This is a genomic window from Mesorhizobium sp. SP-1A, from assembly GCF_032460275.1.
Classification (GTDB): domain Bacteria; phylum Pseudomonadota; class Alphaproteobacteria; order Rhizobiales; family Rhizobiaceae; genus Mesorhizobium.
In genome coordinates, this window is sequence record NZ_JAVXZD010000001.1 from 590417 (window position 1) to 609180 (window position 18764).

An 18764-nucleotide genomic window follows, 5' to 3' on the forward strand; every position below is an offset into this window, starting at 1 on the left:
GCAAGACGCTGTCCTGCACCGTCAGCCGGGAATCACGGACGGCGCGGAGCCACGTCGCAAATATTTTACTGTCGCCCGGCGGCGGGCCGCCGCGCGGGAGTACCGTGCGTTACACGGGACATGCTGGCCACGCCGCCCGCCATACATGATCGCGGCGCCGGCGCGGGACAGGCCAGATCGACGGCGAGGGCCGATCAGTTCAACGGGATGTCGTTGTTCGACTTGCCCGTTTGGTATGTGTCGGAGAGCCGGTCATATGTCGCCGAGATAGCGGCGATGCGCGCCTCCAGCCGCTCCCGCTCGGCCTGCGGCAGCGAGCGCACCAGCCGGCGGATGGAATAGCTCTTCCAGTAGGCGTTTTCGGCGTTGTAGCCGCCCGGATCCAGGGTGAAGACCTCCTTCAGGATCTTCAGATCGTGCGGGATGGCGAAGCTGTCGCGCGAATCCTCGTGGCTGAACAGATAGTAGAAATTGTCGAAACCGGTCCAGGTGATGGCCGAAAGGCAAAGCGAGCAGGGCTCGTGCGTGGCCAGGAAGATGGTGTCCCTGGTGTCCACCCGTTCCGCCTTCGGCATCTCGTAGAAGCGTTTCAGGCAATGCACTTCGCCATGCCAGAGCGGGTTCTCGATCTCGTTGTTGGTTTCCGCGATCACCAGCGAGCGGTCGTCCTTCTTCAGGATCGCCGCGCCGAACAGCTTGTTGCCCTTGGCCACGCCTTCGGCGGTCTTCGGCACGATGTCGTGCTCGACCACGTCGAGCAGCCGGTCGATCAGCGAAACGTCCGTCATTTATCGGCATCCTGCGGCAGGTGGATCTCGTAGGGATGCGAGAAATGGAACTCCTCGAGATTGGAGCCGTCGCCGGTGCGGTCGACGATGAGGAAATCCTGCTCCTGTCCCACGGGGGTGAGCACGCCGTGCCACAGGTTGCGCGGATAGTTGATGCCCTGGCCGGGCTTGGTCAGAAAAGCGTGCGGCTCGCCCGGACCGTCCGGCCCGTCATGGCACACGACGACCACGAAGGGACGCGGCGACAGCGGGATGAAGGCCTGGCTGCCGAACGGATGGCGCTCCACCATGGAAAGCTGCAGCGGGAATTCGTAAGGCTGGCCGCGCGCCATGGACACGATTACGCGCGCGTTCGGCCCCGTCGCCTCGGCGGTGGCGAGATCGTGGTGGCGTTCCGTCTTGCCGCCGTTGATCGGGAAACGGTTGGCGCCGTCCATGTCGATGACGTCGCCGAATTCGGCGAAGGCCTCGCGGGTCAGCGGCTTCGCGACGATTGTCCTGTCCATTTTCAGCGCCCCCATCCGCCCAGCTTGGCGTGCCGGTTGACGTCCTTGTAGAGCAGGTAGCGGAAATTGCCGGGTCCGCCGGCATAGCAGGCCTGCGGGCAGAAGGCGCGCAGCCACATGAAGTCACCGGCCTGCACCTCGACCCAGTCTTGGTTGAGCCGGTAGACCGCCTTGCCTTCCAGCACGTAAAGGCCGTGCTCCATCACATGCGTTTCGGGGAAGGGGATCACGGCGCCCGGCTGCAAGGTGACGATGGTGACATGCATGTCGTGGCGCAGGTCGGCGGGATCGACGAAACGCGTCGTCGCCCAGCGCCCTTCCGTCTCCGGCATCGGGTTCGGCGCGATCTCGTTCTCGTTGACGAATATCGGTTCCGGCAGGTCGAGGCCGTCGACGAACTCGTAAGCCTTGCGCACCCAGTGGAAGCGCGCCGTGGCGTTGCCGTCGTTGCGCAGTTTCCAGCCGCTCGCGGGCGGCAGGAAGGCGTAACCGCCCGGCGTCAGGACATGCGCCTTTCCGCCCAGCGTAACGGTGATCTCGCCTTCGACCACGAACAGCACGCCCTCGGCGCCGTCATCCTGTTCGGGCCGGTCGCTGCCGCCGCCCGGCTGCACTTCCATGATATATTGCGAGAAGGTCTCGGCGAAACCGGAGAGCGGCCTGGCAATGACCCAAAGCCGCGTCTTTTCCCAGAACGGCAGGAAGCTGGTGACGATGTCGCTGAACTCGCGCCTCGGGATCACCGCATAGGCCTCGGTGAACACGGCGCGGTCGGTCACGAGATCGCTTTGCGGCGGCAGGCCGCCCTTCGGCGCATAATAGGTTCGGTCTGCCATCTTCATCATATCCATCGGTTCGTGACCCGTCTCGGAACGATCTATTGGGGAAGCATGTCTTTGAGGCGCAGCAGCGCGATCCGCTCGACCTGTTCGCAGGCGGTGGCGAACTCTTCCGCCCGGCTGTTGCCGATGCGCTTTTCGAAGGCTGCGAGGATTTCGTCCTTGGTCTTGCCCTTGACCGCGATGATGAAGGGGAAGCCGAAGGTGGTGACGTAAGCCGCGTTGAGCTTGGTGAACAGCTCGCGCTCCTTGTCGGTCAGGGCGTCGAGCCCCGCGGACGCCTGTTCCCGGGTCGATTCCGGGGTCAGCCGTTTCGCCGCCGCCAGCCGGCCCGCCAGATCCGGATGGGCCTTCAGCACTTCCAGCCTCTCGCTCTCGCTGGCGGCCCGGAACACGCGGCAAAGCGCGTTGTGCAAGCCGCCGGCGCTGTCATGCGCGGGGCTTAGCTCCAGTTCGTAGGCGCGCTCGGCCACCCAGGGCGAATGCTCGAAGATGCTGCCGAAGCGCTGCACGAACTCCTCGAAGCCCATCTTCGAAGGCCTCGATGCCTGCGGCACATAGGGGTGATGTTCCTTCCAGTGACGGGCGATATCGATACGCCGGGCCAGCCATACCTTGTCGTGGCTCTTCACGTAGTCGACGAAGCGCTTCAGCGCCGCGACCCGCCCCGGCCGGCCGATCAGGCGGCAGTGCAGGCCGATGTTCATCATGGCGGGCCGGCCGTTCCGGCCTTCTTCATAGAGCGTGTCGAAGCTGTCCTTCAGATAGGCGAAGAACTGGTCGCCGCTGTTGAACCCCTGCGGCGTGGCGAAGCGCATGTCGTTGGCGTCGAGCGTATAGGGGATGATGAGCTGCGGCCTGGTCTCGCCGTCCGGCCCGTCGAACTCGTACCAGTAGGGCAGTTCGTCCGCATAGGTGTCGGAGACATATTCGAAGCCGCCTTCCTCTGCGGCCAGCCGGACGGTGTTGGCCGAGGTGCGCCCTTCATACCAGCCGGTCGGGCGCGCGCCGGTCACCTCGTAATGCAGCTTGACCGCTTCCTCGAGGTCGCGGCGCTCGTCCTCGATGGTGTGGTCGCGATAGTCGATCCAGCGCAGCCCGTGCGAGGCGATCTCCCAGCCGGCCTGCTGCATGGCCGCCACCTGGTCGGGCGAGCGCGCCAGCGCGGTGGCCACGCCGTAGCAGGTGATGGGCACGTTCGAGTCCCTGAAAAGATTGAGCAGGCGCCAGAAGCCGACGCGCGCGCCGTATTCGTAGATGGACTCCATGTTCCAATGGCGCTGGCCGACCCAGGGCGCGGCGCCGACGATCTCCGACAGGAACGCTTCCGAGGCCTTGTCGCCGTGCAGCACGCAGTTCTCGCCGCCTTCCTCATAATTGACGACGAATTGCACGCACACATGCGCCCCGCCCGGCCATTTCGCGTCCGGCGGATTGGCTCCGTAGCCGCGCATATCGCGTTCGTACCGCATGCATCTCCTCCCGACGGGTCGCTTCCGTTAAGTTAGCCAAGAATAAGCGAAACGCGCGTCCGTATATTCCCCTCAAAATTTTTGAAAGTGTTTTTGTCGCACTCTCCTCGACCGCGACCGGCGCCTGACCTTTAATTGGCGCAGATTTCAACGATATGTTCGAAGTGGGATGGAGGCATCTATGGGAGGAAGCTCGCAGGAGCATGGGGGGCGTCTGACGACCCATGTGCTGGACACTGCGACCGGCAAGCCGGCCTCCGGCCTGTCGATCGAGTTGTTCAGGCTGGACGGCGGCGACCGCCGGCACCTCAAGACCGTCGTCACCAACCATGACGGCCGCTGCGACGCGCCGCTCCTGGCCGGCGAGGAGTTCCGCACCGGCGAATACGAGTTGGTCTTTTCGGCAGGCGACTATCTGCGCCGGCAGGGCGTGAACCTGCCCGAGCCGGCCTTCCTCGATATCGTGCCGATCCGCTTCGGCATGTCCGAGGCAAGGCACTACCATGTGCCGCTGCTTGTTTCGCCCTATGGCTACTCGACATACAGGGGAAGCTGATATCATGGCGGCCGTGAAAACCCGTTCCGAGCTTCGCTTCATCCTCAATGGCCGCGACGTGGCGGTACGCGACGTCGCGCCCGACCAGACGCTGCTCGACTGGCTGCGCCTGGATCGCCTGCTCAAGGGCACCAAGGAAGGCTGCGCCGAAGGCGACTGCGGCGCCTGCACCGTGCTGGTCGGCAGGCTGGCTCCGGGCGGCGACCTCACCTACGAAAGCGTCAACGCCTGTATCCGCTTCATGGGGTCTCTGGACGGCTGCCATGTCGTTACGGTCGAGCATCTGGCCGGCGAGGGCGACAAGCTGCATCCCGTGCAGCAGGCCATGGTGGATTTCCACGGCTCGCAGTGCGGCTTCTGCACGCCGGGCTTCGTCATGTCGCTCTACGGGCTCTGGATGAAGTCTCCGAACCCGTCCGACGCCGAGATCGAGATCGCCTTGCAGGGCAATCTGTGCCGCTGCACCGGCTATGAGGCGATCATGCGCGCCGCGCGCGCCGTCTCCAGCTATGGCAAGGCCGCGCAGGACCCGCTGCTGGCCGAGCGGGAGGAGATGAAGAAGCGCCTGGCGGCCTTGCGTGACGGCGCGCGCGTCGAGATCGGCGAGGGCAAGCATCGCCTCGTCGTGCCGGCAAGCGCGGACGATTTCGCCGCCGTGCTGGAAGAATCGCCCGGCGCCGTCGTGGTCGCCGGCTCCACCGATGTCGGCCTGTGGGTGACCAAGCACATGCGCGACATCTCCCCCGCGGTCTTCATCGCCGGGCTGGACGACCTGAAATCGATTTCGGTGAAGGACGGCGTCGTCGGCATCGGCGCGGGCGTGACCTATACGGAAGCGTTTTCCACCCTGTCGCGCCATATCCCGGCACTGGGGCCGCTGATTTCGCGTATCGGCGGCGAGCAGGTGCGCAACATGGGCACCATCGGCGGCAACATCGCCAACGGCTCGCCCATCGGCGACACCCCGCCGGCCCTGATCGCGCTGGGCGCCGCGCTGACGCTCCGCAAGGGCGCGGCGCGCCGCACCATTCCGCTGGAGGAATTCTTCATCGCCTACGGCAAGCAGGACCGCCAGCCGGGCGAATTCGTCGAGTCCGTGCAGGTGCCGATCCCGGCGAAGGACGAGAAATACGCGGTCTACAAAGTCACCAAGCGCCGCGACGAGGACATTACCGCGACGCTCGGCGCTTTCCGGCTGAAGCTCGCCGCCGACGGCACCGTCGAGACGGTGTGCATCGCCTATGGCGGCATGGCCGCGACGCCGAAGCGCGCCACGGCGGTCGAGAACGCGCTGGTCGGCAAGCCGTGGACGGAAGCGACGGTGGAAGCCGCGATGGCGAAATATGCCGAGGACTTCACGCCGCTGACCGATATGCGCGCGACCGCCGAATACCGCGCGCTGGCGGCAAGAAACCTGCTTCTGCGTTTCTACATGGAAACGTCGGGAACCAAGGCGCCGCTCCAGGTGTCCAGATACGAGGCCGCCTAAGCCATGACCAAGCACACCCCGAACCTGAAAGCCCACAAGATCGTTGGCGGCGTCCACACCAGCCAGCGCCACGATTCCGCGCACAAGCATGTCGCCGGCACGGCTGTCTATATCGATGACATCACCGAGCCGGCGGGCACGTTGCACGCCGGCCTCGGCCTGTCCAATGTCGCCCACGGGACGCTGAAATCGGTCGACCTGTCGGCCGTGCGCGCCGCGCCCGGCGTGGTCGATGTGCTGACCTACAAGGACGTTCCCGGCGAGAACGACGTCTCGCCGTCGAACATGCACGACGACCCCGTTTTCGCCGAAGGCAAGGTGCAGTTCCACGGCCAGCCGATCTTCTGCGTCATCGCCGAGACGCGCGAGCAGGCACGCCGCGCCGCGCGGCTCGCCAAGATCGAATATGAGGAGCTTCCCGCCGTCGTCGACATCTGGGACCTGGATGCTGAAAAGGACAGGCAGGTCACCACGCCGCTGGTCCTGAAGCGCGGCGACCCCGCGGCAGCGCTGGAAAAGGCGCCGCGCCGCATCAAGGGCCGCATGCGGCTCGGCGGGCAGGACCATTTCTACCTCGAGGGCCAGGTCTCGCTGGCGGTGCCGGGCGAGGATGACGAGGTCATCGTCCATTGCTCGACGCAGGGACCGAGCGAAACCCAGCATCTGGTCGCACATGCGCTCGGCGTGCCGAGCCATGCCGTGACGGTGGAGGTGCGCCGCATGGGCGGCGGCTTCGGCGGCAAGGAAACCCAGGCCAACCAGTGCGCGGCCATTGCCGCGATCGCTGCCAAGAAGCTGAAGCGCGCGGTCAAGGTCCGGCTCGACCGCGACGAGGACATGACCGCCACCGGCAAGCGTCACGATTTCGCCATCGATTACGATGTCGGTTTCGACGACGAGGGCCGCATTCTCGGCATCGACTATACCTTCGCGCTGCGCTGCGGCTTCTCCGCCGACCTTTCCGGTCCCGTCGGCGACCGGGCGCTGTTTCATTGCGACAACGCCTATTTCTTCCCGCATGTGCACGCCAAATCGGCGCCGCTCTACACGAATACGGTGTCGAACACGGCCTTCCGCGGCTTCGGCGGCCCGCAGGGCATGGTCGGCGCGGAACGCGTCATCGACGAGATCGCCTTCGCCGTCGGCAAGGACCCGCTCGAAATCCGCAAGCTCAATTTCTACGACGCCATGGGCGTGAAGGGCGAGCGCAACGTCACGCCCTATCATCAGAAGGTCGAGGACTGCATCATCCAGCGCATCGTGGCGGAGCTTGAGGAAAGCGCCGGCTATGCGCGGCGCCGGCGCGAGATCGCTGCGTTCAACGCCAACAGCCGCTTCGTCAAGCGCGGCCTGGCGCTGACCCCGGTCAAGTTCGGCATTTCCTTCACCAAGACCGAATCCAACCAGGCCGGCGCGCTGGTCCATGTCTACACCGACGGTTCGGTGCACATGAACCATGGCGGCACGGAGATGGGGCAGGGCCTGCATCTCAAGGTGGCGCAGGTTGTTGCCGAGGAATTCCAGATCGACATCGACCGGGTCAAGATCACCGCCACCACCACCGCCAAGGTGCCGAACACGGCGCCGACGGCAGCCTCGTCCGGCGCCGACCTGAACGGCATGGCCGCCCAGAACGCCGCGCGGCAGATCAAGGACCGGCTGATCGATTTCGCCGCCGAGACGCATCAGATCCCGCGCGACCAGGTCGTGTTCCTGCCCAACCGGGTGCGCATCGGCAATCAGGAGATCTCGTTCAACGAACTGGTCAAGCAGGCCTATATGGCGCGCGTCCAGCTCTCGGCGGCCGGCTTCTACAAGACGCCGAAAATCCATTGGGATCGCGCCAAGGGCCGTGGCCACGCCTTCTATTACTACGCCTACGGCGCGGCCTGCTCGGAAGTGTCCGTCGATACGCTGACCGGCGAATATGTGGTGGAGCGCACCGACATCCTGCATGACACCGGGCGTTCGCTGAACAGGGCCATCGACATTGGCCAGGTCGAGGGCGGCTTCATCCAGGGCATGGGTTGGCTCACCACGGAGGAACTGTGGTGGGACGGCAAGGGCCGGCTGCGCACGCATGCGCCGTCCACCTACAAGATCCCGCTGGCCTCCGACCGGCCCAAGATCTTCAACGTGGCGCTGACGGACTGGTCCGAGGCCTACGAGCCGACCATCCACCGCTCCAAGGCGGTCGGCGAGCCGCCGCTGCCGCTCGGCCTGTCGGTGCTCCATGCGCTGTCGGACGCGGTGGCGAGCGTCGCCGGTCACAAGATCTGTCCGCGTCTCGATGCGCCGGCCACGCCGGAGCGCGTGCTGATGGCGATCGAACGGCTGAAGGCGCAGGCGGCGAAATAGCGCCGCCGGCGATCAGGGACTATATTTGGTGAAATGGTCGCGTTCCACCGCCCCGGTCCATGGAGACTGGACATGACTGCCGCCTTGCAGGATTTGAAGACGTTTCTGGGTTCGGCCGCCCCTCTGGCGCTGGTGGAGGTCGCCGGCACCAGGGGCTCGACCCCGCGCGAGACGGGCGCCTTCATGCTGGTTTCCGCCGGGGCGATCCACGGCACCATCGGCGGCGGCCAGCTCGAATATATGGCCATAGACAAGGCCCGTCAGATGCTGGGCGCGCTGCCGGAAGGCAGGGCGGCGCCCGCCCGCATCGACGTCCAGGAGGTGTGCGCGACGCTCGACATCCCCCTCGGCCCGGAAATCGGCCAGTGCTGCGGCGGGCGCGTGGAGGTGCTGATCCGCATCGTCGATGACGCCATGGCCGATCAACTCGTCGCTGCGGCCGAGGCCGGCGAAAGCCGGCTGCCGCATCTCTATATTTTCGGCGGTGGCCATGTCGGCAAGGCGCTGGCGGCTGCCGTCGCGCTGCTGCCCGTGCACGCGATCGTCGTCGAGACGCGCGCGCATGAACTGGAGGGCATCGTCGAAGGCGTCGAGACGTTGCTGACGCCGATGCCGGAGGATGCGGTGCGCGATGCGCCGGCGGGCTCCGTCTTCGCGGTGCTGACGCATGACCATGCGCTCGACTTCCTGATCGCCGCGGAGGCCTTGAAGCGCGGCGACGCCGCCTATGTCGGCATGATCGGCTCGAAGACCAAGAAGGCCACTTTCAGGAGCTGGTACCTGAAGACTGCCGGCGGCTCGGAGGCCGAATTCGAACGGCTCGTTTCGCCGATCGGCGGCGACCGGGTGAAGGACAAGCGCCCGCCCGTCATTGCCGCGCTTGCCGCCGCCGAAATGATGACGGCGCTGGTATTGCAGCAAGCTCAGGCGACCGCGCAGGTCGCCTGACTGAGCCTCCGCGCGCCCTTGCTTCTCATTCTTTTTCCTGCGTATGCGCCTCCAGGAACCACAAAAGCTTGTCCAGCGTGCGTGAATAGGCGGTGAAGATGTCGGCGGTGTCGGCGTCGCCCGCCTGGTCCGCTTCGTCGATTCCGGCACGGGCACGTTTCGCCGCCGCCGCATAGCGGTCGATCAGCGCCGCCAGATGCTCCTTTATCTTGTGGATGTCGGTGGGGTAGGGCTTCAGGGCGCTGCTCTTCGAGACCTCCTGCGACGTGCCGTGCGCGGTGCCGCCGAGCTGCACCGCGCGCTCCGCGATGACGTCGACATGGACGTCCACTTCCTTGCGGAACATGTCCAGCATCTCGTGAACGGCGATGAACTGCGGTCCCTTGACGTTCCAGTGCGCCTGCTTGGTGATGAGCGCGAGATCGATCGCGTCGGCGAGACGGGCGTTGAGAAGGTCGATCGATTCGGCCCTGGCGTTGGATTTGAGATCGTTCTTGGTGACGATGGCGTCCATTGGGGGAAAGCTCCTGTCGAAGGCTGAAGAACCGGGGTGATTCAGGGCAAGCGGCACAGGCAAAGACATGCCCGCGCCCGCGTTTGCCGCCTTCGGTAAATCGCCGGGAACTGCTTTGGTTCCGCCTATTTCCCCGCCAGCAGGTCCTTGATCAGCCGCTGGCAGCGCTCCGCCATGAAGTCGAGCAGGAGGCGCACCTTGGGGTCCTGCAGCTTCTTATGCGGATAGACGGCGGCGAACTGCACCGAGGTCGGCGGGGTGTCCGGCAGGATGATCTTCAGCCGGCCGTCCCTGATATAGGGCTCGACCTCGAAGCGCGGCTTGTTGATGATGCCGCGCCCCGCCAGCGCCCATCCGGTCAGGACATCGCCGTCGTCCGAATCGAACGGACCGTGCACCTCGAATTTCTGCGGACCGGCGGGGGTCTGCAACATCCAGAAGAACTCCTTGCTGCCGGGATAGCGCAGCATCAGGCAGTCGTGCTTCTTGCCGATGAGATCGGCCGTCTCGACCGGCTCGCCGCGCGATTCAAGATATTTGGGCGAAGCCACCAGAACGCGCGCGCATTCCATGATGCCGCGCATGCGCAGCGAGGAATCCTCGATCTGGCCGAGACGGAAAGCGACGTCGATGCCCTCTTTCAGGATATCGACATTGTGGTCCGACAGCCGCAGCCGCACTTCGATGTCGGGATATTTGTCGTGGAACTCGGGTATGCCGGAGGCGATCAGGCGGCGCCCGAGACCGAGCGGCGCTGTGACGCGGATGGTGCCGCGCGGCTGGCCCGAAAGCGCGGAAACGGAGGCTTCCGCCTCGGTGATCGCCTGCAGCACCTGCTTGGCGCCGGCGTAGAAGACGGTGCCGTGCTCCGTCGGCATCAGTTGCCGCGTCGTGCGGTTGAACAGGCGCACGCCGAGATGCTTCTCGAGTTCCTTGATCCGGTTCGAGGCGACAGCTGGGGAAATGCGCATGTCGCGGCCGGCGGCCGAAAGGTTGCCCAGTTCGACGACGCGGACGAACACGGCGATATTGTCGAGATAGGACATGCGCCCCCGTGGCTCATTAGCTGCGTAGCTGGAAGGTAGTATTTTCCAATTTTTTTTGAAAGTGCTGGTGACAACGACCTCTTTCCGTTTGGACGGCACGGCTTAAAGTCGCGGCTTCGCAGGAAGGGAGGACCCATGCTCGACTTTGCCATTTTCTGGGATTGGCTGGCGTTTGCCGTGCGCTGGCTGCATGTCATCACAGGCATCGCCTGGATCGGCTCGTCGTTCTATTTCGTCGCGCTGGACCTTGGCCTTCGGCAGCGGCCCGGCCTGCCTGCGGGCGCCTTCGGCGAAGAGTGGCAGGTCCACGGCGGCGGATTCTACCACATCCAGAAATATCTGGTCGCGCCGGCGGAGATGCCGGAGCACCTGACCTGGTTCAAATGGGAATCCTACGCCACCTGGTTGTCGGGCTTCGCCATGCTGGCCATCGTCTATTACACCGGCGCCAATCTCTTCCTGATCGATCCGAGCGTGCTCGATGTGTCGGTGCCGGTGGCGATCGGCATCTCGCTGGCCTGCCTGGCGTCCGGCTGGATCGTCTACGATCTTCTGTGCCGCTGGCTCATCGGCAAGGCCGATACCGGGCTGATGATCCTGCTCTACGTGATCCTGGTGTTCATGGCCTGGGGCCTGACGCACCTGTTCACCGGTCGCGCCGCTTTCCTGCATCTGGGCGCCATCACCGCCACCATCATGTCGGCCAACGTCTTCATGGTCATCATCCCGAACCAGAAGATCGTCGTCGCCGACCTCATCGCCGGCCGCAAGCCGGACCCGAAATACGGCAAGATCGCCAAGCAGCGCTCCCTGCACAACAACTACCTGACGCTGCCGGTGCTGTTCCTGATGCTGTCGAACCACTACCCGCTGGCGTTCGGGACGCAGTTCAACTGGGTCATCGCCTCGCTGGTCTTCATCATCGGCGTCCTGATCCGGCACTATTTCAACACCCAGCACGCCCGCAAGGGCAACCCGACCTGGACCTGGCTTGCCGCCGGCATCCTGTTCATCGTCATCATCTGGCTGTCGACGGTGCCGAAGGTGCTGACCGGCGAGCCAAGGGCCTCGGCCGAGGCGCAGGTCTATATCGCCTCGGCGCATTTCCCGGCCGTGCGCGACACGGTGATGGGCCGCTGCGCCATGTGCCACACCGCCGAGCCCGCCTATGAGGGCGTCTACCACGCGCCCAAGGGCGTGGTGCTGGACAGCGATGCGGCCATCGCCGAGCACGCCAAGGAGATCTACCTGCAGGCCGGCCGCAGCCATGCCATGCCGCCGGCGAACATCACCCAGATCAGCGACGAGGAGCGCGCCCTTCTGGTTGCCTGGTTCGAGGACGCGAAGGGGAGTGCCGCGAAATGAACGATCTGCTTCTGCGTGGACGCACGCTTTCCTTCCTGCGCTGGCCCGAGACCATCCACGACGAATCCGCCTACGCCTATGAGGAGGACGGCGGCGTCCTGATCCGCGACGGCAGGATCGTCGCAAGCGGTGCCTATGCCGAGGTGGAGAAACAGGCGGGCGACAACGCCAGGAAGGTCGACCATCGCCCGAACCTCATCCTGCCGGGCTTCATCGACGCCCATGTGCATTTCCCGCAATTGCAGATCATCGCCAGCTACGGCGCCGAACTGCTGGAGTGGCTGAACACCTACACCTTCCCGGAAGAGACGAAATTCCGCGACGCGCAATATGGCCGCCGCGTCGCGCGCCTGTTCCTGGACGAGATGGTGCGGCACGGCACCACCACCGTCGCTGCCTATTGCTCGGTCCACAAGCAGTCGGCCGAGGCGTTCTTCGAGGAAAGCCACGCCCGCAACATGCTCAACATCGCCGGCAAGGTGATGATGGACCGCAATGCGCCCGAAGGCCTGCTCGACACGCCGCAGTCCGGCTACGACGACAGCAAGGCGCTGATCGAGGCCTGGCACGGCAAGGGCCGCCAGCACTACGCCATCACGCCGCGTTTCGTCATCACCTCCACGCCGGAGCAGATGGAGATGGCCGGCGCGCTGGCGAGGGAATTTCCCGACCTGCACATCCAGACGCATCTGTCGGAAAACCATGCCGAGATCGCCTTCACGCAGGAGCTTTGCCCCTGGGCGAAGGATTATACGCACGTCTACGAGCGCTACGGCCTGCTCGGCCGCAAGAGCCTGCTGGGCCATTGCATCCATCTCGGCGAGCGCGAGGCCGACGCGATTTCCGAAACCGGCGCGGTGGCGGTGTTCTGCCCCACCTCGAACCTGTTCCTCGGCTCAGGCCTGTTCGACTACCAGCGCTTCCGCAGGCGCGAGAAGCCGCTTCGCATCGCGGCGGCCACGGATGTCGGCGGCGGCACCAACTATTCCATGCTGCGCACCATGGACGAGGGCTACAAGGTGATCGCCTTGAACGGCGAAAAGCTCAATCCTTTCCAGTCGTTCTGGCAGATCACCCGCGGTAACGCCGAAGCTCTTTCCATCGTGCGCAATGTCGGCACGCTGGAACCCGGAACCGACGCCGACATCACCGTCCTCGACAGCCGCGCCACGCCGCTGACCAGGTTGCGCATGGAAACGGTGGACACGCTGGCCGCCGAGCTTTTCCTGTTGCAGACCGTCGGCGACGACCGCGCGATCAGCGAGGTCTATGTCGCCGGCCGTCCGGCAAAGAGCGACCTTGCGGCCTGATGACGCCTCCGGAATGCCGCTGACCGCTTGACCCGGCGGCAGTTGTCGTACAAAGCGTCCCCCGTGCTCCGGAGGAGGGGAACATGTCGGCCAACGACGACATCGACTGGATCAGGCGGCAGGAGGCGGAACTGGTGTTCGACGCCTTTGACGAGGGCGTCGCCTTCGACCTCGGCGCCGCCGTTCGGGCGCGCGCCCTGGCGCAGAACCTGCCCGTCGTCGTCGATATCCGCACCTTCGACCGGCCGCTGTTTTACGCGGCGCTGCCGGGTTCCGACGCCTCCAATCCGGACTGGACGCGGCGCAAGATCAATGTCGTGCGACGGTTCCTGAGAAGCAGCTACCGCATGGTGCTGGAACAGGGGCGGCCGGACCGCACCTTCAAGCCCGGCGAGGGACTGGACGTCTCGGACTACGTGCTCGCCGGCGGCGGCTTCCCGATCACCGTCAGGAACGCCGGCGTCATCGGCGCGATCGCCGTTTCCGGCTTGCCCGAGCGCGACGACCATGCCGTGACGGTGGACGCATTGTGCGACCATCTCGGCCGCAGCCGCGACGAACTGGCGCTTCCCGCCGCAAGCGATTGAAACCACGGATTCCGACAGCGAGGACAACAAGGCAGATGAGTTCGTTCGACCCCAAGCGTTTCCTCGTATCGATCTTCGAAGCGGCGGTCGCCGCCGCCGATCCCGAAAAGACCATCCGCAACCATCTCCCGGCACGGCCCAGGGGCCGCACCATCGTCATCGGCGCCGGCAAGGGGGCCGCGCAGATGGCGGCCGCCTTCGAGAACGCCTGGGAAGGGCCGTTCGAAGGGCTGGTGGTGACCCGCTACGGCTACAGCGCGCCCACCAGGCGCATCGAGGTGATCGAGGCGGCGCATCCCGTGCCCGACGCCGCCGGGCTGGAAGCCTCGCGGCGCCTGCTCGACAAGGTTTCCGGTCTCACCGAGGACGATCTGGTCATCGCGCTGGTCTGCGGCGGCGGTTCGGCCCTGCTGCCTTCGCCGGCGGAGGGCCTGACGCTGGCCGACGAGATCGCGGTCAACGAGGCGCTGCTTGCGTCCGGCGCGCCGATCGCGGCCATGAACACCATCCGCAAGCACGTCTCCACCATCAAGGGCGGGCGGCTTGCCGCCGCCGCGTGGCCGGCGAAGGTCGTTTCGCTGGTGGTGTCCGACATTCCGGGCGACGATCCGGCGCTGGTGGCCTCCGGGCCGACGGTGCCGAGCACGGGCAGCCGGCAGGATGCGCTGGCGGCCGTCGAAACCTATGGCATGAAGCTGCCCGAGGCGGTGATGGCGCATCTCAATTCGCCTGCGGCCGACGCGCCGCAGCCGGACGACAGGCGCTTTGCCCGCAACGAGGTGCATCTCATCGCTTCGGCCGCCGTTTCGCTGGAAGCGGCGGCGCAGGAAGCGAAGCGGCAGGGCATCGAGGCCGTCATCCTGTCCGATTCGATGGAAGGCGAGGCGCGCGAGGTCGGCTCGGTCCATGCGGCCATCGCGCGCGAGGTGGCTGTCCGGAACCGGCCGTTCGAGAAGCCGGTGCTGATCCTGTCCGGCGGCGAGACGACCGTGACGCTGCGCGCCAAGGGCAAGGGCGGCCGCAATTCCGAGTTCCTGCTCTCTTTCGCCATCGGGGTGAACGGGGTGGAAGGCATCGACGCGCTGGCGGCCGACACGGACGGCATCGACGGCTCCGAGGATAATGCCGGCGCCTTCTGCAACGGCTCAACCGTCGCCCGCATGCGCGCGGCGGGGCTCGACGCGAAGGCGATGCTTGCCGGCAACAATGCCTGGACCGCCTTCAATGCGGTGAACGACCTCTTCGTGCCAGGCCCCACCGGCACGAATGTCAACGATCTCCGGGCGATATTGGTGCGGTAGGTCCGCACGGATTTTCACCGGCTCGCCACGCTCGCCATCTCTTCCCAAGGGAGAGGAGGTTGCGGGACCGGCGCCTTTCCAGCCTCTTCCCGTTGAGGTGTGGCCCGAAGCGTGGTGAGGGGAGCGCAATCGCTGCCCGCTCACCCCATCAGGGCCTTCACGGCCTGCATGTCCCGCAGGAAACGCGCCCGCTCGGCGTCCTTGTCCGCCGCGTCGCGGATGCGCAGGATGAAGGAGGGGTGAATGGTGAGGAAGACGCCGAGCCCGTCGTCACGTTCGAGCACCTGGCCGCGCATCTTCGTCACCGGCACCGCCTTGCCCGTCAGCGCCTGCGCGGCCGTCGCGCCAAGCGCCACCGCCAGCTTTGGCCGGATGAAGTCCAGTTCCTGATCCAGCCACCAGCGGCAGGCGCGGATCTCGCCGGCGTTCGGCTTGGAATGTATGCGCCGCTTGCCGCGCGGCTCGAACTTGAAATGCTTCACCGCGTTGGTGACATAGGTCTTCAGCCGGTCGATGCCAGCCTCCTGCAGCACCGCGTCGAACATGCGGCCCGCCGGCCCGACGAAAGGTTTTCCGGCCAAATCCTCCTGGTCGCCCGGCTGCTCGCCGACGAAGATCACGTCGGCGGTCTGCGGTCCCTCTCCGAAGACGGTCTGGGTCGCATGTTTCCACAGGTCACAGCGCCGACAGGTTCTCGCCTCTCTGCGCGCGTCGGACAGAGAAGGCGCGGCGCCGTCCGGTTTTGCATGAACGATATCGGGATTTGCCATGGTCGGCCTCCTGCAACCCAATGGGCGAGGCCGGCCAAGGTTCCCGCGGCAGCCTGCTTCAAACCTCGTGCAGGTAGAGGTGATAGTCGAGTTCGCTCACCGTGCGGGCGACGCGCAGATATTCCGCCTGCTTGACCGCCGTGAAGGTGCGGTGAAGATCGGGGCCGAGAGCGCCCTTCAGGAACTCCGAAGCCTTGGCTGCCTCGATCGCCGCGCGCCAGTCGGCCGGCATGGTGCCGCGTGCCCCGGCGGCGGCTTCGTAGCCGTTGCCGGTGGTTTCCGCGCCGGGATCGAGCTTCTCCTCCAGCCCCTTGACGATGCCCGCCAGAACGGTCGCCGCCACCAGATAGGGATTGGCGTCCACGCCGGACGGGCGGTGCTCGATGCGGCGCGCCTTGACGTCGCCGGCCGGCACCCGCAGCGCCACCGAGCGGTTGTTGACGCCCCAGGTCGGCGCCACCGGCGCATAGGACTGGGAGACGAAACGCCGCCAGCTGTTGGCGTGCGGCGCGAAGACCAGCATGGACTCGGCCATGGTCTGCGACAGGCCGCCCAGCGCGTGCAGCAGTTTCGCCGACCACTGTTCTCCCGGCGCTTCGGAAAATATGTTGCGGCCCTTGTCGTCGAGCATCGAGACGTGGAAATGCATGCCGGAACCGGCATATTCCTCGATCGGCTTGGCCATGAAACAGGCGGTGACGCCGTGCCGCCGCGCCTGCGCCCGCACCAGCCGCTTCAGCATGACCAGATCGTCGGCGGCGCGTAAGCAGTCCTTCCGGTAGTTCAGCGTCAGTTCGTACTGGCCGGGCGCATATTCGGAGATCACGGTTTCCGCCGGGATGCCCTGCGCCCTTGCAGCCGCATAGATGTCGGAAAACAGCGGCTCCATGCCGTGCAGGTGGTCGACGGAATAGACCTCCGTCTTGCCGCTCTTGCGGCCGTCCAGAACGGCATGGGCGGGCTGCACGCGGCCGTTGCCGTCACGCTCGTTGGCCAGCAGGAAGAATTCCAGTTCGAACGCGCCCGCAGGGTGCAGGCCCATTCCCGCCAGCCGTTCGACCTGCCGCTCCAGCGCATGGCGCGGATCGGAGGTCATCGGCGTGCCGTCGAGATGGTGCATGGTCATCAGTACCTGCCCGCGCCCCGGACTGGTGCCGTGGAGCGGCACCAGCGTGCCGGGCACCGGCCAGGCGCGCAGGTCGCCGTCGCCGGAATCCCAGATCAGGCCGGTTTCGTGCACGTCCTCGCCGGTGATGTCGAGCCCGAGGATCGAGATCGGCAGGTGCCGGCCGTTCTCGTAAAGGCCCGTAAGCTCATGGCGGCGGATGATCTTGCCGCGGCCGACCCCGTTGGGATCGGTCAGCACTATGTCGAACGCCTCGATGTCCGGATGGGCTTCCAGAAATGCCGCGGCTTCGTCCGCGGTCGAGCCGGTGGGGGAGGTCATGATTGGCCCTTCTTTCCGGAAAATCTGGTGGCATGGGCTGGCATCATGCCGAAAGCTTCCCGACCACATCGCCGAATGCCAGAATGAGCCGGTCCACCTGCCGGGCGGTCGTCGCCGGCGAAACCAGCATCATGTTGTGGAACGGCGCGATCAGCACGCCGCGGTTGACCAGCGCGACATGGATCGCGGCCTCCAGCTCCGGCGCATGCGCGTTTTCCGCCTCGCCGCCGTTCCTGAGCGGCCCCGGCGCGCAGATGAACTCGACGCGCGCGCCGACCCGGGCGACGTGCCAGGGCAGGCCGTGACGATCGATGGCGGCGGTGAGGCCGGCATCCAGCCGCCGCGCCAGATGCTCCATATGCGTGTAGTTGTCCGCCGTCATCACCTCCTCCAGCGTCGCGCGCATGGCGGCGAACTGGAGCGGATTGGCCGAAAGCGTGGTGCCCATGCCGGAATAACCGGGCTCCTTCGTGCGGTTGTAGTCGGCATAGCGGGACGCAACCGCCTCGCTCATGCCCCACACGCTGGCCGGAACGCCGCCGGCCACCGGCTTGCCGAGCACGAACAGGTCGGGTTCCAGCCCATGCGCGCGGGTATAGCCGCCAAGGCCGGTGGAAATGGTGTGCGTCTCGTCGATCAGAAGCAGCGTGCCCGCCTGGCGCGTGAGGCGGCGCAGGACCTCGTGGAACCCGGGCTCGGGCAGGACCATGCAACTGTTGGTTAGCACCGGCTCGGTGATGACGCAGGCCACCTGCCGGTCGGCAAGGGCGGCTTCCAGCGCCGGAATGTCGTTGAACTCGACGATCTTTGTGGCGCGCGTCAGGTCACGGAACTCGCCGGCCAGGCCCGGCCGGTTGACGGCGTGGCCGTCCTTCATCCGCACCATCGTTTCGTCCACGGCGCCATGATAGCAGCCGTTGAAGACCAGTATCTTTTCCCGGCCGGTGACCGCGCGCGCGACGCGCAGCGCGAAGCGGTTGGCGTCGGTGGCCGTGGTGGCGATCTGCCAGAAGGGCAGGCCGAATTTTTCCTGAAGCAGCGGCCCGATGGCGAGTGCGTCCTCGGACGGCAGCATATAGGTGAGGCCGCGTCCGGCCTGCCGCCGGATGGCGCGCGCCACCGGGGCAGGAGAATGCCCGAACATGGAGCCGGTGTCGCCAAGGCAGAAATCGTCCAGCCGGTTGCCGTCGATGTCGGTGATCGTCGCGCCCCTGGCCCGATCGACAAGGATGGGGAAGGGCGTCGGCCAGTCCTTCATCCAGTGCATCGGCACACCGTCGAGAAAGCCGGCAATGCCGTTGCCGAGCTTGGCCTGCGATTTCGGCCGTGCCTTGCGGAAGATGCCGGCCTCGTCCCCACGAAGCCGGGCGATCCGCTCGGATGAAATACCGCCTACGGCCAGCGCGGTTTTGGCAATCGCGTTCATGGAACCCCCTCCTGGCTGCCAGTCATAGCCAATTTGGGGGCG

General features: G+C 65.9%; 17 protein-coding genes. 8 read left to right on the forward strand and 9 right to left on the reverse strand.

Annotation, left to right across the window (positions count from 1 at the left end):
• Window positions 1-194 precede the first annotated feature (194 nt).
• Genes QU595_RS02825 through puuE form a run of 4 tightly spaced genes read right to left on the reverse strand, consistent with a single transcriptional unit; the run spans window position 195 to window position 3605 of the window.
• Window positions 195-788: a nucleoside deaminase gene (locus tag QU595_RS02825; protein WP_315919000.1), complete on the reverse strand. Its 594-nt coding sequence runs from the start codon at window positions 786-788 to the stop codon at window positions 195-197.
• The gene (locus QU595_RS02830; RefSeq protein WP_315919001.1) at window positions 785-1294 is read right to left on the reverse strand and encodes an ureidoglycolate lyase; all 510 of its coding nucleotides are present in this window, start codon (window positions 1292-1294) and stop codon (window positions 785-787) included. The genes QU595_RS02825 and QU595_RS02830 overlap by 4 nt, the downstream gene beginning before the upstream one ends.
• A gap of 2 nt (window positions 1295-1296) precedes the next feature.
• Entirely contained in the window at window positions 1297-2130 is an 834-nt protein-coding gene (locus QU595_RS02835; RefSeq protein ID WP_315919002.1) for a bifunctional allantoicase/(S)-ureidoglycine aminohydrolase, read from the reverse strand.
• A 41-nt stretch (window positions 2131-2171) separates the two neighbouring features.
• Entirely contained in the window at window positions 2172-3605 is a 1434-nt protein-coding gene (gene puuE, locus QU595_RS02840) for an allantoinase PuuE (protein ID WP_315919004.1), read from the reverse strand.
• Between the two features lie 181 nt (window positions 3606-3786).
• On the opposite strand from puuE, the gene uraH reads away from it, so the two are divergent.
• The 4 genes from uraH to xdhC all read left to right on the forward strand — a co-directional run bounded on the left by uraH (window position 3787) and on the right by xdhC (window position 8956).
• Entirely contained in the window at window positions 3787-4161 is a 375-nt protein-coding gene (uraH, locus tag QU595_RS02845) for a hydroxyisourate hydrolase (protein WP_315919006.1), read from the forward strand.
• A 4-nt stretch (window positions 4162-4165) separates the two neighbouring features.
• The gene (gene xdhA / locus QU595_RS02850) at window positions 4166-5650 is read left to right on the forward strand and encodes a xanthine dehydrogenase small subunit (RefSeq protein ID WP_315919007.1); all 1485 of its coding nucleotides are present in this window, start codon (window positions 4166-4168) and stop codon (window positions 5648-5650) included.
• A 3-nt stretch (window positions 5651-5653) separates the two neighbouring features.
• Complete coding sequence (gene xdhB / locus QU595_RS02855) at window positions 5654-8008, forward strand: xanthine dehydrogenase molybdopterin binding subunit (protein WP_315919010.1); 2355 nt, start codon at window positions 5654-5656, stop codon at window positions 8006-8008.
• Between the two features lie 72 nt (window positions 8009-8080).
• On the forward strand, window positions 8081-8956 hold the full coding sequence (gene xdhC, locus QU595_RS02860) for a xanthine dehydrogenase accessory protein XdhC (RefSeq protein ID WP_315919011.1): 876 nt from the start codon (window positions 8081-8083) through the stop codon (window positions 8954-8956).
• Between the two features lie 25 nt (window positions 8957-8981).
• Here the strand turns inward: xdhC and dps are convergent, their stop codons facing one another.
• Together dps and QU595_RS02870 are read right to left on the reverse strand one after the other, a co-directional pair.
• On the reverse strand, window positions 8982-9470 hold the full coding sequence (gene dps / locus QU595_RS02865) for a DNA starvation/stationary phase protection protein Dps (protein WP_315919012.1): 489 nt from the start codon (window positions 9468-9470) through the stop codon (window positions 8982-8984).
• Window positions 9471-9595: 125 nt separating this feature from the next.
• Complete coding sequence (locus tag QU595_RS02870) at window positions 9596-10516, reverse strand: LysR family transcriptional regulator (protein WP_315919013.1); 921 nt, start codon at window positions 10514-10516, stop codon at window positions 9596-9598.
• 135 nt (window positions 10517-10651) lie between these two features.
• Between QU595_RS02870 and QU595_RS02875 the strand changes: the two genes are divergently transcribed.
• From QU595_RS02875 to QU595_RS02890, 4 genes are all read left to right on the forward strand, one after another.
• Window positions 10652-11881: a urate hydroxylase PuuD gene (locus tag QU595_RS02875; protein ID WP_315919014.1), complete on the forward strand. Its 1230-nt coding sequence runs from the start codon at window positions 10652-10654 to the stop codon at window positions 11879-11881.
• Window positions 11878-13191: a guanine deaminase gene (gene guaD / locus QU595_RS02880; RefSeq protein WP_315919016.1), complete on the forward strand. Its 1314-nt coding sequence runs from the start codon at window positions 11878-11880 to the stop codon at window positions 13189-13191. The genes QU595_RS02875 and guaD overlap by 4 nt, the downstream gene beginning before the upstream one ends.
• An 83-nt stretch (window positions 13192-13274) precedes the next feature.
• Window positions 13275-13778, forward strand: coding sequence for a heme-degrading domain-containing protein (locus QU595_RS02885; RefSeq protein WP_315919017.1), 504 nt, complete (start codon window positions 13275-13277; stop codon window positions 13776-13778).
• Window positions 13779-13813: 35 nt separating this feature from the next.
• On the forward strand, window positions 13814-15079 hold the full coding sequence (locus tag QU595_RS02890) for a glycerate kinase (protein ID WP_315919018.1): 1266 nt from the start codon (window positions 13814-13816) through the stop codon (window positions 15077-15079).
• Window positions 15080-15219: 140 nt separating this feature from the next.
• Here QU595_RS02890 and QU595_RS02895 read toward each other — a convergent pair whose 3' ends face one another.
• Genes QU595_RS02895 through QU595_RS02905 form a run of 3 tightly spaced genes read right to left on the reverse strand, consistent with a single transcriptional unit; the run spans window position 15220 to window position 18722 of the window.
• Window positions 15220-15849 (reverse strand): UdgX family uracil-DNA binding protein, encoded by a 630-nt coding sequence (locus QU595_RS02895; protein ID WP_315919020.1) that lies wholly within the window; start codon window positions 15847-15849, stop codon window positions 15220-15222.
• A gap of 58 nt (window positions 15850-15907) precedes the next feature.
• Complete coding sequence (locus QU595_RS02900; protein ID WP_315919021.1) at window positions 15908-17296, reverse strand: glutamine synthetase family protein; 1389 nt, start codon at window positions 17294-17296, stop codon at window positions 15908-15910.
• A gap of 43 nt (window positions 17297-17339) precedes the next feature.
• A complete protein-coding gene (locus tag QU595_RS02905; RefSeq protein WP_315919022.1) occupies window positions 17340-18722 on the reverse strand; it encodes an aspartate aminotransferase family protein in 1383 nt (460 codons plus the stop codon).
• Between the last annotated feature and the right edge of the window lie 42 nt (window positions 18723-18764).

Coding starts and splice junctions, on each gene's coding strand:
- QU595_RS02825 (WP_315919000.1), bottom strand. CDS start 788: ATGACGGACGTTTCGCTGATCGACCGGCTGCTCGACGTGGTCGAGCAC.
- QU595_RS02830 (WP_315919001.1), bottom strand. CDS start 1,294: ATGGACAGGACAATCGTCGCGAAGCCGCTGACCCGCGAGGCCTTCGCC.
- QU595_RS02835 (WP_315919002.1), bottom strand. CDS start 2,130: ATGGCAGACCGAACCTATTATGCGCCGAAGGGCGGCCTGCCGCCGCAA.
- puuE (WP_315919004.1), bottom strand. CDS start 3,605: ATGCGGTACGAACGCGATATGCGCGGCTACGGAGCCAATCCGCCGGAC.
- uraH (WP_315919006.1), top strand. CDS start 3,787: ATGGGAGGAAGCTCGCAGGAGCATGGGGGGCGTCTGACGACCCATGTG.
- xdhA (WP_315919007.1), top strand. CDS start 4,166: ATGGCGGCCGTGAAAACCCGTTCCGAGCTTCGCTTCATCCTCAATGGC.
- xdhB (WP_315919010.1), top strand. CDS start 5,654: ATGACCAAGCACACCCCGAACCTGAAAGCCCACAAGATCGTTGGCGGC.
- xdhC (WP_315919011.1), top strand. CDS start 8,081: ATGACTGCCGCCTTGCAGGATTTGAAGACGTTTCTGGGTTCGGCCGCC.
- dps (WP_315919012.1), bottom strand. CDS start 9,470: ATGGACGCCATCGTCACCAAGAACGATCTCAAATCCAACGCCAGGGCC.
- QU595_RS02870 (WP_315919013.1), bottom strand. CDS start 10,516: ATGTCCTATCTCGACAATATCGCCGTGTTCGTCCGCGTCGTCGAACTG.
- QU595_RS02875 (WP_315919014.1), top strand. CDS start 10,652: ATGCTCGACTTTGCCATTTTCTGGGATTGGCTGGCGTTTGCCGTGCGC.
- guaD (WP_315919016.1), top strand. CDS start 11,878: ATGAACGATCTGCTTCTGCGTGGACGCACGCTTTCCTTCCTGCGCTGG.
- QU595_RS02885 (WP_315919017.1), top strand. CDS start 13,275: ATGTCGGCCAACGACGACATCGACTGGATCAGGCGGCAGGAGGCGGAA.
- QU595_RS02890 (WP_315919018.1), top strand. CDS start 13,814: ATGAGTTCGTTCGACCCCAAGCGTTTCCTCGTATCGATCTTCGAAGCG.
- QU595_RS02895 (WP_315919020.1), bottom strand. CDS start 15,849: ATGGCAAATCCCGATATCGTTCATGCAAAACCGGACGGCGCCGCGCCT.
- QU595_RS02900 (WP_315919021.1), bottom strand. CDS start 17,296: ATGACCTCCCCCACCGGCTCGACCGCGGACGAAGCCGCGGCATTTCTG.
- QU595_RS02905 (WP_315919022.1), bottom strand. CDS start 18,722: ATGAACGCGATTGCCAAAACCGCGCTGGCCGTAGGCGGTATTTCATCC.